The sequence below is a fragment of the Nocardioides sp. zg-1230 genome (genome assembly GCF_013155335.1).
GTDB lineage: Bacteria > Actinomycetota > Actinomycetes > Propionibacteriales > Nocardioidaceae > Nocardioides.
This window is the reverse complement of the sequence record NZ_JABJQZ010000002.1, coordinates 116,949-129,965: the sequence shown is the minus strand read 5'-3', so window position 1 is coordinate 129,965 and position 13,017 is coordinate 116,949. Positions and strand designations below refer to the sequence as shown.

The 13,017-nt window shown below is 72.8% G+C and carries 14 protein-coding genes; 9 read left to right on the top strand and 5 right to left on the bottom strand.

Annotation, left to right across the window (positions count from 1 at the left end; translation table 11 throughout):
- Positions 1–82: 82 nt before the first annotated feature.
- Both HOO61_RS08660 and HOO61_RS08655 read right to left on the bottom strand, forming a co-directional pair.
- Entirely contained in the window at positions 83–748 is a 666-nt protein-coding gene (locus HOO61_RS08660) for a response regulator transcription factor (RefSeq protein WP_172258330.1), read from the bottom strand.
- Complete coding sequence (locus HOO61_RS08655) at positions 745–2,127, bottom strand: ATP-binding protein (protein WP_172258329.1); 1,383 nt, start codon at positions 2,125–2,127, stop codon at positions 745–747. The genes HOO61_RS08660 and HOO61_RS08655 overlap by 4 nt, the downstream gene beginning before the upstream one ends.
- Positions 2,128–2,283: 156 nt before the next feature.
- Here HOO61_RS08655 and HOO61_RS08650 point away from each other — a divergent pair, with 156 nt between their 5' ends.
- Together HOO61_RS08650 and HOO61_RS08645 are read left to right on the top strand one after the other, a co-directional pair.
- The gene (locus tag HOO61_RS08650) at positions 2,284–3,579 is read left to right on the top strand and encodes a PspC domain-containing protein (protein WP_172258328.1); all 1,296 of its coding nucleotides are present in this window, start codon (positions 2,284–2,286) and stop codon (positions 3,577–3,579) included.
- A gap of 11 nt (positions 3,580–3,590) precedes the next feature.
- Entirely contained in the window at positions 3,591–3,905 is a 315-nt protein-coding gene (locus HOO61_RS08645) for a hypothetical protein (RefSeq protein WP_172258327.1), read from the top strand.
- A 21-nt stretch (positions 3,906–3,926) separates the two neighbouring features.
- Here the strand turns inward: HOO61_RS08645 and HOO61_RS08640 are convergent, their stop codons facing one another.
- Together HOO61_RS08640 and HOO61_RS08635 are read right to left on the bottom strand one after the other, a co-directional pair.
- Positions 3,927–5,642 carry an aminotransferase class V-fold PLP-dependent enzyme gene (locus tag HOO61_RS08640; protein WP_367650086.1) on the bottom strand — a complete coding sequence of 572 codons (1,716 nt, stop codon included), beginning with the start codon at positions 5,640–5,642 and terminating at the stop codon, positions 3,927–3,929.
- A 35-nt stretch (positions 5,643–5,677) separates the two neighbouring features.
- Positions 5,678–6,706 carry a glycerophosphodiester phosphodiesterase family protein gene (locus HOO61_RS08635; RefSeq protein WP_172258326.1) on the bottom strand — a complete coding sequence of 343 codons (1,029 nt, stop codon included), beginning with the start codon at positions 6,704–6,706 and terminating at the stop codon, positions 5,678–5,680.
- A gap of 77 nt (positions 6,707–6,783) precedes the next feature.
- Between HOO61_RS08635 and HOO61_RS08630 the strand changes: the two genes are divergently transcribed.
- The 3 genes from HOO61_RS08630 to HOO61_RS08620 all read left to right on the top strand — a co-directional run bounded on the left by HOO61_RS08630 (position 6,784) and on the right by HOO61_RS08620 (position 8,639).
- A complete protein-coding gene (locus tag HOO61_RS08630) occupies positions 6,784–7,326 on the top strand; it encodes a YbaK/EbsC family protein (protein ID WP_367650085.1) in 543 nt (180 codons plus the stop codon).
- A gap of 75 nt (positions 7,327–7,401) precedes the next feature.
- Positions 7,402–7,968, top strand: coding sequence for a hypothetical protein (locus HOO61_RS08625; RefSeq protein ID WP_172258324.1), 567 nt, complete (start codon positions 7,402–7,404; stop codon positions 7,966–7,968).
- A complete protein-coding gene (locus HOO61_RS08620) occupies positions 7,968–8,639 on the top strand; it encodes an alpha/beta hydrolase (RefSeq protein WP_172258323.1) in 672 nt (223 codons plus the stop codon). The genes HOO61_RS08625 and HOO61_RS08620 overlap by 1 nt, the downstream gene beginning before the upstream one ends.
- A 22-nt stretch (positions 8,640–8,661) precedes the next feature.
- On the opposite strand, the gene HOO61_RS08615 is transcribed toward HOO61_RS08620, so the two are convergent.
- The gene (locus HOO61_RS08615; protein WP_172258322.1) at positions 8,662–9,174 is read right to left on the bottom strand and encodes a Gmad2 immunoglobulin-like domain-containing protein; all 513 of its coding nucleotides are present in this window, start codon (positions 9,172–9,174) and stop codon (positions 8,662–8,664) included.
- Positions 9,175–9,224: 50 nt separating this feature from the next.
- Between HOO61_RS08615 and HOO61_RS08610 the strand changes: the two genes are divergently transcribed.
- The 4 genes from HOO61_RS08610 to HOO61_RS08595 are packed head-to-tail and all read left to right on the top strand — an operon-like array spanning position 9,225 to position 13,006.
- On the top strand, positions 9,225–10,265 hold the full coding sequence (locus tag HOO61_RS08610; protein WP_172258321.1) for an LLM class F420-dependent oxidoreductase: 1,041 nt from the start codon (positions 9,225–9,227) through the stop codon (positions 10,263–10,265).
- Complete coding sequence (locus HOO61_RS08605; RefSeq protein ID WP_172258320.1) at positions 10,253–11,164, top strand: oxygenase MpaB family protein; 912 nt, start codon at positions 10,253–10,255, stop codon at positions 11,162–11,164. Before HOO61_RS08610 ends, HOO61_RS08605 begins: the two co-directional genes overlap by 13 nt.
- On the top strand, positions 11,161–11,865 hold the full coding sequence (locus HOO61_RS08600; RefSeq protein WP_172258319.1) for a hypothetical protein: 705 nt from the start codon (positions 11,161–11,163) through the stop codon (positions 11,863–11,865). The genes HOO61_RS08605 and HOO61_RS08600 overlap by 4 nt, the downstream gene beginning before the upstream one ends.
- Positions 11,858–13,006 (top strand): acyl-CoA dehydrogenase family protein, encoded by a 1,149-nt coding sequence (locus tag HOO61_RS08595; RefSeq protein WP_172258318.1) that lies wholly within the window; start codon positions 11,858–11,860, stop codon positions 13,004–13,006. Before HOO61_RS08600 ends, HOO61_RS08595 begins: the two co-directional genes overlap by 8 nt.
- Positions 13,007–13,017: the final 11 nt, after the last annotated feature.

Sequence of the window (13,017 nt, the reverse complement as noted above, 5' to 3'; positions counted from 1 at the left end):
GAGTGCGAATGGGACCCCCCGACCCCACCGGTTCCGCCTGCTCTTGTCAATCGTCGCCCACCCGCACGGGCGCGTCCCCGCGTCAGAGCAGACGGCGGTCGGAGGCCCACTTCGTCAGCTCGTGACGACTCGACAGCTGGAGCTTGCGGAGCACCGACGACATGTGCGTCTCGACGGTCTTGACCGAGATGAACAGCTCCTTCGCGACCTCCTTGTAGGCGTAGCCACGGGCGATCAGCCGCATCACCTCCCGCTCGCGCTCGGTGAGCCGGTCGAGGTCCTCGTCGACCGCGGCCACGTCGATCGACCCGGCGAAGGCGTCGAGCACGAACCCGGCCAGCCGCGGCGAGAACACCGCGTCCCCACCGGCCACCCGGGTGATCGCATCGACCAGCTCGGGACCGGTGATGGTCTTGGTGACGTAGCCGCGGGCGCCGCCTCGGATGGTGCCGATGACGTCCTCTGCGGCGTCGGAGACCGACAGCGCGAGGTAGAGCGTGTCAGGCGACGGCTGGCGGCGCATCACCTCGACCCCTCCCCCGCCGGGCAGGTGCACGTCGAGCAGCACGACCTGCGGCTGCAGCTCTCGTACGACGGAGATGGCAGCGTCCGCGTCGGCCGCCTCACCGACGACCTCGACCACACCGGCCCCGCTCGCGGCCAGCTCGGCGCGCACCCCTGCGCGGAACATCGCGTGGTCGTCGACCAGCACGACCCGCACGGGACGCGTCTGGGGGGCCTGGGTCATCGGGTCTCCTCGGGATCGTGCGGCAGGTCGTGCGGCTGGTCGTGCGGCTGGTCGGGGTGGGCGCGCTGGCCGGTGCGGGGCATGTGGAGCCGTACCTCGGTGCCCTCACCGGGAGCCGAGCGTACGTCCGCGCTGCCGCCGTGGCGCGCCATCCGGTCGACGATGCTGTTGCGCACGCCGTGGCGGTCGCCGGCCACGGCGCCGAGGTCGAAGCCCGCGCCGCGGTCGCGGACGAACACGTCGACGGCCCCGGCGGTGGTCTCGGCGTAGACGTCGGCCCGCTGGGTGCCGGCGTGCTTGGCGACGTTGACCACGGCCTCGCGGGCGGCGAGGACGATCGGGCGGAGCGCCTCGTCGAGGTCGCAGTCGCCGACGGTCACCACGTCGACGACGACGGGGTGCTGCGACTCGACGTCGGCTGCCATCTCCTTCAGCGCCCCGGCGAGCGTCGTCGCGTCGGCGGTGTCGGCCTCGAAGAGCCACTGGCGCAGGTCGCGCTCCTGCGAGCGGGCGAGGCGGGCGACGGTGGTGGCGTCGTGGGCGTTCTTCTGGATGAGCGCGAGGGTCTGCAGCACCGAGTCGTGGAGGTGGGCGGCCATGTCGGCACGCTCCTGGGTGCGGACCCGCTCGGCGCGCTCGGCGCCGAGGTCGCTGACCAGGCGCAGCGCCCACGGCCCGACCACGATGGCGAGGCCGAGCAGCCCGAGCAGTCCTGCGACGAGCACCGGGACGGCGAACGTGGCCTGTCCGGCGGCGACGGCGAAGACGATGAGGGCGGTGACGATGAGTCCGAGGCCGGCGGCGATGCGGGCGTACGCCGCCCACCCTCCGTTGCCGAAGATCGCCCGGAAGGGGTCGATGCGCCCCGAGGAGTCCGTCCATCGCTCGCGCTGGGCCTCGTCGGCCTGGCGCCACAGCAACCCGATGCCGGCGATGCCGAGGACCACGGGCCAGAACAGGACCCCCTGGCCGAAGATGCCCTCGACGCCGAGGACCACCCCGAAGAACAGGGCACCCAGCGCGATCGCCGGTCCGGCGTCGCGCAGCCGCGAGCGCCGCCCCGGTCGCTTGCCGGTGCGGGTGGCGCTCTCCAGACCGGGGGCGCCGACCTCGAAGTGCTGGTCAGCCGGCAGGAACATCCACAGGCCGGCGTAGAGCATGAGGCCGAAGCCGCCGAGGAACGCGGTGGCGACGAAGAAGCCGCGCACCCACAGCACGGGCACGCCCAGGTGCTGGGCGAGGCCTGCGGCGACGCCACCGGCGATCGGCGCCGAGATGTCGCGGTAGGCGCGACGGGGCGCGCCCGCCCGCGGCGGCCGGGCAGCCGGGTGGCCGGCCGGGGGCGTCGACGGGGGTGCGGGGGGCGTCGGGTGGCTCATCGTGCCTCCATCGTCGCAGGCGCGCAGGTGCGCGACCATGAGGACTGACCCCGAGCCGACCCTGACCCGGACCCCGGGAGCCACGCCCGGAACGCGGGACGCGGATCAGGGCTGTCCCCGATGGTGCGCGGCGGTGATGACGAGGAGAGTTGAGCCATGGACAACGCCACCCCTCCGAACCCCGCTGACGCCTCCCCGCCGTCATCCTCAGCGGCGACAGATCCCGCCCCGGGCACCCCGCCCCGGCCGGGACCGCGGGTCACCCGCGACGAGATGAAGGACCTCGGCCGCCTGCGCCGCAGCGTCACCGACCGGCACGTGGCCGGCGTCGCCGGCGGCATCGCCCGCCACCTCGATGTCGATCCGATCATCGTGCGCGTGGCCCTCGTGGTGGCTGTCTTCTTCGGCGGCGCCGGCCTCCTGCTCTACGTCGCCGCCTGGATCCTCGTCCCCGAGGAGGGGACCGCGGACGAGCCCCTCGGCCTCGACCAGCGCAGCCGCACGATCGCCCTCGTGGGCGTGGGCGTGCTCGCCCTCGTCGCGGCCCTCGGCGACTGGGCGGGGGCGTTCTGGTTCCCCTGGCCGCTGGCCATCGGCGCCGCGCTCGTCGTGTGGTTCCTGCACCGCAAGCAGCAGTCGGTGCCCCAGGCCGGTGGCACCACGCCGCAGGCGTACGACGGCGGTCTGGGCGCCGACCCGGCCGCCGGCTATGCGGGCTACGACCCGGGCCACGGCGCCGGGTACGAGACGGGCTACGGCACGGGGTACGACCCGGCGTACGGACCCGTGTCGGCCCACGACCCGGCCGGCCCGTGGGCGTCGTACGACCGACCGCGGCGACCGCGCAACCCGCGCAAGCGCGGACCGATCCTGTTCTGGTTCACGCTCGCGCTGATCGCCCTCGCCGAGGGCGTCCTCGGCGTCGTCGACGTGGCCGGCGTACCGGTCGCGGACAGCGCCTACCCCGCACTCGCGCTCGGCATCACCGCCCTGATGCTGGTCGTCGGCTCGTTCTACGGCCGTGCCGGCGGACTCATCCTCGTCGGCCTGGTCGCTGCGCTGGCCACGGCCGCGGCGACCGTCGGCGGCAGCATCGGCGACGAGACCCACTTCTACGCGCCGACCGACGCGAGCGAGGTCCGCCAGGCCTACGACTTCGGTGGCGGCCGCTTCACCCTCGACCTGTCGGACGTCTCCGACGTCGACGAGCTCGACGGCCGCGACATCTCCATCGACGGGGTCGGCGGCGTGGTCGAGGTGGTCGTCCCGAACGGGATGGACGTCGACGTCAGCACCCAGGTCGTCGGCGGCCAGAGCCAGGTCTTCGACCAGCGCAGCGACGGCTTCGACATCACCCAGGACGGGTTCCTCGACGGCGGCGACGACGTCCCGGACATGTCCATCACCATCGACCTGGTCGGCGGCGAGATCCTCGTCCGCGAAGCGGCCTGAGGAGATCTGCCATGACCGAGCACCGCAACGACGACGCCGACCTCTACGGCCTCGACGCGACCTTCGACACCTACGGCCCGTACGACGAGCCGATGACGGGCCCGCTCGACGCACCCGCCAAGCCGTCCGGCCTCCACCCGGTCAACATCGGCCACCTCGTGATGGGCGTCGCCTTCGCCGGCATGGTGCTGGTGTGGGCCCTCGTGCAGGGCGATGTCGTCGACACCTCCGAGCTCCGCTGGCTGATGCCGATCCCGTGGCTCGCGGCCGGCGCTGCCGGGCTCGCCGCGACGGTCTGGCCCTCCCGGCGGCAGCTCGGGGCCTAGCCCGTCACGGGTCCGGGACCGTCACGGCCCCAGCGAGCAGGCGGGCAGCGCGAACCACCGGAGGTCGTCGAAGTCCTCCGTGAGGTGGGCGGTGTCGGACCAGTCGGGCGGAGACGCGGCGGCCATGATCGCGCGGCCCTCGTCGAGGTGCTCACGGAGCGCCGAGACGGGGGCCGTCTGCGTGTGCCGCGGGTAGGTCATCGCACCGTCGGCGGCGTAGCTCACGTCGGCCAGGCGCAGCGGCGGCTCGACGGGGCCCGTGCGGTGGTGCCAGAGACCGGTGGCCGGGTCGAAGCGGTAGTCGCCGAGGAGGCGCCACCCCTCGCGCGCCACGAGGCGGACGGCCTCGGTGACGTAGGTGAAGACCTCCTCGTCGACGAAGTAGTTGAAGTTGACCCGCACCCAGCCCGGCTTGATGCCTTCGCAGCCTCCGCGGATCTGCTCCTCGTAGCGATGGCTGTGGTCGAGGTCGATGTCGAGCAGCCGGTGGCCGTAAGGCCCGGCGCACGAGCAGCCCCCGCGGGTCTGGATGCCGAAGAGGTCGTTGAGCAGCGCGACGACGAAGTTGTGGTGGAGGTAGGTGCCGTCGGGTGCCTTGACGACGAAGGACACGATCGAGAGCCGCTGGGCGTCGAGGTTGCCGAGGATCTGGATCGTCGGCTCGGCCCGCCAGGCCTCCACGGCCCGCTGGAGCAGCTCCTCCTCGTGGGCCTGGATCGTCTCGACGCCCACGGCCTGCTTGAGTTGGAAGACCAGGCCGGCGCGGATCGACTCGACGATCGCGGGCGTGCCGCCCTCCTCGCGGTGGGCCGGGTCGTCGAGGTAGCGGTGCTCGGTCGGGTTGACGTACATCACCGTCCCGCCGCCGGGCACGACCGGTACCCGGTTGGCCATCAGCTCGCGGCGCACGACGAGCACCCCCGGGGTGCCGGGGCCGCCGATGAACTTGTGGGGGCTGATGAAGATCGCGTCCTTGCGGGAGGTGCCCGGGCCGTACATCTCGATGTCGACGTAGGGCGCGCACGCAGCGAAGTCCCAGAAGCTGAGGGCGCCGTGCTCGTGGAGCAGGTCGGCGACGCCCTCGGTGTCGGTCACGATGCCGGTGACGTTGGAGGCCGCTGAGAACGAGCCGATCTTGAGCGGGCGGTCGGCGTGGCGCTCGAGCTCCTCGCGCAGGTGCTCCAGCGAGACCCGGCCGTCGGCGTCCTCGTGGATGGTGACGACGTCGGCGATGGTCTCGCGCCAGCTCACCTCGTTGGAGTGGTGCTCGAACGGGCCGATGAACACGACGGGGCGCTGGTCGGCGGGGATCGCGGCGCTGAGATGGTGACGGTCCTCCAGCGCGCACGGAATGCGCAGGCCGAGGATGCCGATCATCTTGTCGATCGCGGCCGTGCTGCCGGAGCCGCAGAAGATGACCACCGTGTCGTCGTCACCGCCGACGGCGTCGCGGATGATCCGCCGGGCGTCCTCGCGCAGCCGGGTGGTCTGGAGCCCGGTGCCGCTCGCCTCGGTGTGGGTGTTGGCGTAGGCGGGAAGCACCTCGTGGCGGATGAAGTCCTCGATGAAGGTCAGGCTGCGGCCCGACGCGGTGTAGTCGGCGTAGGTGACGCGGCGGGGACCGTAGGGGCCCTGCATCACCTGGTCGTCGCCGATGACGGAGGCACGGATCCGCTCGAGCAGGGCGGTCGGGGTCGCGGTCGGGGTCGCGGTCGGGGCAGCACCGGCGTACGTCACGACGACGAGCGTACGCCGGTGCGAAGCCCTGCCTGTCACCGCTGCGAGGCGGTCTGGCCCACGCGCTCGCGGAGCACCGCGAGCGCCTGCTCGGGGTGGTCGGTGATGACCCCGTCGACCCCCGCGGCGAGCAGCGCCCGCACCTCCCCCGCCATGTCTCCGAGCGCGTCGGGCGCGTCGCCGCGCCGCAGGTCGGTCGGCAGGAAGCGGTTCTCCGCGCGCACGGTCCAGGCGTGGAGGGTGAGGCCGCGGCGGTGCGCCTCACGGACGAGCGTCGATGGGGTGCCGACCGCTCCCGCGGCATCGCGGGGCAGCACGAGCGACGTGTGGGCGCCGAGGCCGTCGGCGTACTCGTCGATCTCGTCGAGCTCCTCGGACGTCACCCGGTGCCCGCGGTCGAGCAGCTGCAGGAGGGGCAGCCGGGTCCGCGTGGCGAGGCGCCGCAGGACCGGCGCCTCGAAGGACATCAGCGTCACCCGCGCCCACGGGTGGTCGAGGCCCTGGCGGGCGAGCTCGCGCAGCAGCGGCACGTCCAGCGGGAGGCCGGCCGCGTCGTGGTGGGCGGCGTGCTTGAGCTCGAGCGCAACGCCTACCGTGCGGCCGCGCCGCAGCGACTCGGCGCCGACCATCGCCAGCACTTCGGTGAGCGTCGGCACGCCCTCCGCACCGTCGTACGCCGCGTTGCCGGGCCGGGTGCCCGGCATCCGCTCCCTCGCGGCGAGCGTCTTGAGCTCCGCGAGCGTGAGGTCCTGGGCGAACCAGCCGTGCTGCTCCACGCCGTCAACGACCATCCTGCGGCGCAGGTGCGCGAGCGCTGGGCGGTCGGCCACGTCGGTCGTCACGCTGAGCTCGAGGTCGTGGCGCGCCACGAGCACCCCGTCGCCGGTGGCGACGAGGTCGAGCTCGATGTCGTCGGCGCCCATCCGGATGGCGGTGCGGTAGGCGTCGAGGGTGTGCTCGGGACGGTGCCCGCTGGCGCCGCGGTGCGCAACCACGGTGGGGGTGGGGACCAACGACGAGGTCGAGACCTCCCTCAGCTGGGGCGCCTCGCGGGTCACCGTCATGGCACCACGCTGCCCGGACCCGGGGACCGCACGGTGGTGCCGCGATGACCTCAGGGTGAATGCCGCATGATGACCGCGTGACGCTGCCGAGCTTCCCGTCCCTCACGTCCCTCCCCGCCGTCGAGCACCCGGACCTCGTCGCTCCCCCGGTCGCCGCCGCCCTCGCGGGGTGGCCCGGGGCGACCGAGGTGGCGGTGGTCGAGATCGACCCGGACCTCGCCGACACGGCCGCGATGAGCGAGGCCTACGACATCCCGATGGCGGCGGGCGGCAACTGCGTCGTCGTCGCGGGCGTGCGGGCCGGCGACGAGCGGATCGCGGCGTGCGTGGTCCGCGCCGACACCCGTGCCGACGTCAACACGCTCGTGCGCAAGATGCTCGACGTGCGCAAGGCCTCCTTCCTGTCGATGGAGCGCGCGGTCGCCGAGACGGGCATGGAGTACGGCGGGATCACTCCCTTCGGGCTGCCCGAGGGCTGGCGCGTGCTGGTCCACGACGCGCTGCTCGACGAGCCCGTGGTCGTGCTCGGCAGCGGCGTACGACGCTCCAAGCTGCTCGTGCCCGGGCGCGTGCTCGCCGACCTGCCCGGCGCCGAGGTGGTCCCGGGCCTGGGCCGCTGAGCCCGGCAGTCGCGAATGCGAGGCGCGGCTCCGGGTACGGGACGGGCTCCCCGTACCCGAGGTCTGGAGACCTGCATGTCCAGCAACACCCTGTCCCGCACGCTCAACGACGTCGGCCTCGCCGCTTGGTTCGGCGGCACGCTGGCCAACGCCGTCGCGCTCAACCCCGCCGCAGGCGCGGCCGACTCCCCGTCCGGCGTCGGCTCGGTGGCGAACACCGGCTGGGACCGGTGGACGCCCGTCAACGCGGCCGCCATCGGTGCGCACCTGGTCGGCAGCACCGGCCTGCTGCTCGGCAACAAGGGCCGCGTGGTCGGCCAGCGTGGGGTCGCGAGCACCTCTCTGGTCAAGACCGCCCTCACCGGTGCCGCGATCGGCGTGACGGCCTACAGCCGGATGCTCGGGCGTCGGGTCTCGGCCGACACGCAGGTGCCGGCCGAGTCGGGCACCGAGCCGTCGACCCGCACGCCGCGCGACGTCGCCGAGGCCCAGCGCAAGCTGAAGCTCCTGCAGTGGGCGGTCCCCGCGCTGACCGCCGCCATGATCGTGCTGGACGCGCGCCTCGGTGAGCAGCAGCGACCGTCCAACGTGGTCGAGGGCGTGCTCGACAAGGTCACTGCCCGGGTGCCCGGCCTGTCCTGATGACCGGCGCCCGGCTGGTCCCCGTCCGCAGGGGGCGTGCCCCGCGCGGGATCGTCCTGGTCCTGCACGGCGGGGCCAGCCGCGGCGACCGGGCGATGGTCAGCCCCGCGCAGCTCTCGGTGCTGCGCATGGTGCCGCTCGCGCAGCGGATCGCCCTCGCGGGCAGGTCGCGGCTGGCGGTCCACCGCCTCCTCAACACGCACCGCGGCTGGGACTCCCGCACCACGCCGGTCATGGACGTCGCGTGGGCGCTCGACCGCGTCACCGAGGAGCACGGCGACCTGCCGGTCGCCCTCGTCGGCCACTCGCTGGGCGGGCGCGCCGCGCTGCTGGCCGGGCACGACCCCCAGGTGCGCAGCGTGGTGGCCCTGAACCCCTGGGTGCTGCCGACCGACCGGGGCGGGCTGCACGACACGCAGGTCCTGGTCGTGCACGGCGGCGAGGACCGGATCGCCCTGCCCACGCGCTCGTCGGAGCTCGCCCGCCGACTGGAGGCGACGACCCCGGTCGGCTACGTCGCCATCCCCGGCGGACGGCACGCGATGCTCCGGCACGCGCGCGCCTTCGAGTCCTACGCCACCGACTTCGTCACCGCCACCCTGCTCCGCACCGCACCCCGCACCGATGCGGTGGCCGCCGTCCTCGCCGGGTCGACGTACGTCGAGGGGTGAGGCATTCTGCCCGCAGTGACCGTCAGTCCTTCTGCGGGATCCGCAGCCGCTGGCCGACCCGGATGACGTCGGGGTCGGTGATCCGCGGGTTCGCGGCGACGACCTGGGCGACCGTCGTACGGGTGAAGTCGCGCAGCGTGCGCACGATCGAGGCGAGGGTGTCGCCCGCCTCGACGCGGTAGAGCAGGAAGCCGCGGAGCTCGGCGAACATGATCACCTCGACCTCGCGGAGGTTGAAGCCGGGACTCGGGCCCTCGTCGGGGAGTCCGGGGTTGTCGCCAAAGACCTGCACCGTGAGCCGGGTGCCGTCGCGTGGCGGGTGCGGCACGGTCACCCGGGTGGAGAACTCCCCGACCGCCGCCATGCCGCCGACGGACTGGGCCGAGTCCTCCGCGAGCACACGTCCCCGCCCGTCGAGCACTCGGATGCCGATGGTGCCCTCGAAGCCGTTGCCGATGCCGGCGACGAGGAATCGTCGTCCGACCAGGTCGTCCTTGGCGGGCTGGCGCACCCGCACGTCTGTGATCAGTCCCATGGTCGAGTATCACCCTTGCACCGTGACAGTGACACTGTCACGATTGCCGCATGCGCCTCGCCACCCTGCTGATGTACGACGGCAACCCGCGCAAGGCGGCCGACGACGTGGTCGCGCTGGAGCGGGCGGGGCTCGACAGCGTGTGGGTCGCGGAGGCCTACGGCTTCGACGCGCCCACGCTGATGGGCTACCTCGCGGCCAAGACCGAGACCGTGCAGATCGGCTCGGGCATCCTCAACATCTACTCCCGCACCCCCGGCGCCCTGCTGCAGACCGCGGCCGGGCTCGACAACGTCAGCCAGGGGCGCGCGATCCTCGGCCTCGGCGTCAGCGGACCGCAGGTCATCGAGGGCTTCCACGGCGTGCCCTACCGCAAGCCGATGGCGCGCACTGCCGAGGTCGTCGACATCATCCGGCGCGGCCTCATGCGTGAGCCGCTGACCGCGGACGGCGAGTTCCACCTGCCGCTCGACAAGGAGCACGGCGCGGTCACCGGGCTCGGCAAGCCGATCAAGCTGCTGACGAAGCCCGAGCGCGACACCATCCCGATCTGGATCGCCGCGCTGGGCCCGAAGAACGTCGAGCAGACCGCCGAGATCGCCGACGGCTGGATCCCCCACCTCTTCCACCCCGAGAAGGCGCACGTCGTCTGGGGCGACTCGCTCGCGGCCGGCACCGCCAAGCGCCTCGACGGCCTCGGCCCGCTCCAGGTGATGGCCGGCGGCATGGTCGCGATCGGGGAGGGCCCCGAGACCAAGGCGCTGCTCGACTTCGCGCGCCCGGTCTTCGCCCTCTACGTCGGCGGCATGGGCGCCAAGGGCAAGAACTTCTACAACGACGTCGCCCGCGCCTACGGCTACGAGAAGGAGGCCGAGGAGATCCAGGACCTCTACCTCTCCGGCAAGAAGCGGCAGGCCGAGGCGCTCGTCCCCACCGAGTGGCTCGAGGCCGCCAACCTCGTCGGCTCGGCGTCGTACGTGCAGGAGCGCATCGCCGCGTTCCGCGAGGCCGGCGTCACCGACCTCAACATCACACCCGTCAGCGACGACCCGGCTGCGACCGTGGCCCAGGTGAAGGAATGGGTGTCCTGAGCCTCGTCCACGCGCCGGGCCGCTACGCCAACCTCCGCCGGATCCGGTCCCTGGACCCGGAGGTCGACCACGACGAGATCCTGCGGCTGACCGCCCGTCTCGAGTTCCCGTGGGACTACTCCCAGGGCACGGGCACCGCATTCATGCGCGACTACGGCATCCCCTCGATCGCCGCCCTCCTCGACCGCACACGGGAGTTCGAGGACCACGGCACCAAGCGCTACGACGACACCATCCTCATCGGCGACGAGGCCACCCTCGACGGCATCGACTCGCCGCGCTCGCACGCCGCGCTGCGCCGGCTCAACCGCATCCACGGCCACTACGACATCCCCGACCACGAGCTCGCCTACGTCCTCGCCACCACCGTCGTGGGCCCGGTCCGCTGGATCGAGGCCAACGGCTGGCGCCGGCTCGACCCCGTCGAGCTGGCCGCGATCACGAAGGTGAGCACCCGCTTCGGCGAGCTGATGGGCCTGAAGGGCCTGCCGACGACGTACGACGGCTACCTGGCGCTGCTCGTCGACTACGAGCGCCACCACTTCGCCCACACCCCCGCGGCCACCCGGCTCGCGGAGGCGTCGATCCGGATCGCGCGCGACCTCGCGCCCGCCCCGCTGCGACCGCTCGTGCGGCGCGTCACGATTGCGGTGATGGACGAGCCCCTGCGCGAGGCGCTCGGCCTTCCGCGCCAGCCGACGTGGTTCGTCCGTGCCGTACGCGGTGGGCTCAGGCTGCGCGGCCGGCTGCTGCGGCTGGCTCCCCCGCGCCGCACGGCGTACGTCCACCGGCCGACGACGTACCCGCACGGCCACCGGCTCGAGGACCTCGGTCCGCTGTCCATGCTCGACCAGCTCAACCGGGTGTCCGCAGCGGCAAGCGGGTACGGCGCACCATGATGCATCGATCTCCCCTGTCCCTCGCCGGCGCCGCGTCCGGAGTGCTGCTCGCGGTGGCCGCCGCGATCACCGGCCTGGTCCGCCGCGACAAGGCCCTGCACCCCGTCGGCCACCTGGGGACGGGCCGGCTGACCGTCACCGACCCTGCGCCCGCCCTCGGAATCGAAGCGTTCTCCCGGGCCGGCACCCGGCCATGCCGAACCCGGTGGTCGCGATCGATGGGCCTCCCGCAGGGGTGGCCCGACATCGAGGGTCTCGCCCTCCGGCTCCAGGCCGCCGCACCTGACGGGGCCGACGGCGACCTGCTCTTCGCCAGCACCGGCGAGCGTGGCTGGAACCGCTACCTGCTGACCCTGCGGGGGCCGGGCCGGTTCGGCCGACTGACCACGCTGCTCCCCGCGAAGGCCGGCGGACGCGCCGTGACCTTCCGCCTGAGCCCGCAGTCGGATCCCCACGAGGGCCTGCCGCCAGCGACGTACGCGCTCGACCTGGCCCTGGGCACCGGGGACTGGCAGCCGGTCGGCAGCATCGACGTGACGTGGGCCGAGGCGGACACCGCCGACCGGTTCGACCCGATCACCCACCCCCTTGCCGGACTCGAGCAGTACGCCGTCGTCGAGGGCCTGCGCGAGCCTGCCTACGTCGCGGCGCGGGCAGTGGCCTGCGCACGTCCCACCACCGGAGGAAGACACCATGCCTGACCGCCCCAGCATCCTCGAGCAGGAGCACGAGGACTTCCGCGCTCTCGCACGCGCCTTCTTCGACAAGGAGGTCGCCCCGCACCACGCCGCCTGGGAGCAGGCGGGCGTCGTCGACCGCGAGGTGTGGCGCAAGGCGGGCGAGCGCGGGCTGCTGTGCTTCGACGTCGACGAGGCCTACGGCGGGCCGGGCATCAAGGACTTCCGCTACAACATGGTGCTCGCCGAGGAGTCCGCGCGGGCCGGGGCGTCGGGCCCGGGCTTCGCCGTGCACACCGACATCATCGTCCCCTACATCTCCTCGCTCGGGACCGAGGAGCAGAAGCAGCGCTGGCTGCCCGGCTGCGTCTCCGGCGACCTGATCACCGCCATCGCGATGACCGAGCCCGGGGCCGGGTCGGACCTGCAGGGCATCCGGACGACCGCGGTCGATGCCGGCGACCACTACGTCCTCAACGGGTCGAAGACCTTCATCTCCAACGGGATCCTGTCCGACCTCGTGATCGTCGTGTGCCGCACCGATCCCGACGCAGGTCACCAGGGCATCTCGCTGCTCGTCGTCGAGCGAGGCATGGAGGGGTTCGAGCGGGGCCGCAACCTCGCGAAGATGGGGCTGCACGCCCAGGACACTGCCGAGCTGTCCTTCACCGACGTACACGTGCCGAAGGCGAACCTCCTGGGCGCCGAGGGGTCGGGCTTCGTCTCCCTGATGGAGAACCTGCCGCAGGAGCGCATCTCGATCGGCTGCATCGCCGTCGCCGCGATCGAGCACGTCCTCGACCTCTGCCTGGCCTACGCCAAGGAGCGCGAGGCCTTCGGCAGGCCGATCGGGAAGTTCCAGCACAACCGCTTCGTGCTCGCCGAGATGGCCACGGAGGCGCACATCGCGCGGGTCTTCATCAACGACTGCGTGCTCCGGCTCAACGCCGGGAAGGTCGACACCGCGCTCGCCTCGATGGCGAAGTGGTGGACCACCGAGCTGCAGAAGCGGGTCGTCGACGCCGGCGTCCAGCTCCATGGCGGCTACGGCTACATGGACGAGTACCCGATCTCGAAGGCCTACACCGACTCGCGGATCCAGACGATCTACGGCGGCACGACCGAGATCCAGAAGGAGATCATCGGACGCATGCTGGGGCTGTAGATCACCGGCCG

Bases quoted from the DNA above. Each gene is read 5' to 3' on its own strand.
- HOO61_RS08660 (WP_172258330.1), bottom strand. From the start codon at position 748: ATGACCCAGGCCCCCCAGACGCGTCCCGTGCGGGTCGTGCTGGTCGAC.
- HOO61_RS08655 (WP_172258329.1), bottom strand. From the start codon at position 2,127: ATGAGCCACCCGACGCCCCCCGCACCCCCGTCGACGCCCCCGGCCGGC.
- HOO61_RS08650 (WP_172258328.1), top strand. From the start codon at position 2,284: ATGGACAACGCCACCCCTCCGAACCCCGCTGACGCCTCCCCGCCGTCA.
- HOO61_RS08645 (WP_172258327.1), top strand. From the start codon at position 3,591: ATGACCGAGCACCGCAACGACGACGCCGACCTCTACGGCCTCGACGCG.
- HOO61_RS08635 (WP_172258326.1), bottom strand. From the start codon at position 6,706: ATGACGGTGACCCGCGAGGCGCCCCAGCTGAGGGAGGTCTCGACCTCG.
- HOO61_RS08625 (WP_172258324.1), top strand. From the start codon at position 7,402: ATGTCCAGCAACACCCTGTCCCGCACGCTCAACGACGTCGGCCTCGCC.
- HOO61_RS08620 (WP_172258323.1), top strand. From the start codon at position 7,968: ATGACCGGCGCCCGGCTGGTCCCCGTCCGCAGGGGGCGTGCCCCGCGC.
- HOO61_RS08615 (WP_172258322.1), bottom strand. From the start codon at position 9,174: ATGGGACTGATCACAGACGTGCGGGTGCGCCAGCCCGCCAAGGACGAC.
- HOO61_RS08610 (WP_172258321.1), top strand. From the start codon at position 9,225: ATGCGCCTCGCCACCCTGCTGATGTACGACGGCAACCCGCGCAAGGCG.
- HOO61_RS08605 (WP_172258320.1), top strand. From the start codon at position 10,253: ATGGGTGTCCTGAGCCTCGTCCACGCGCCGGGCCGCTACGCCAACCTC.
- HOO61_RS08600 (WP_172258319.1), top strand. From the start codon at position 11,161: ATGATGCATCGATCTCCCCTGTCCCTCGCCGGCGCCGCGTCCGGAGTG.
- HOO61_RS08595 (WP_172258318.1), top strand. From the start codon at position 11,858: ATGCCTGACCGCCCCAGCATCCTCGAGCAGGAGCACGAGGACTTCCGC.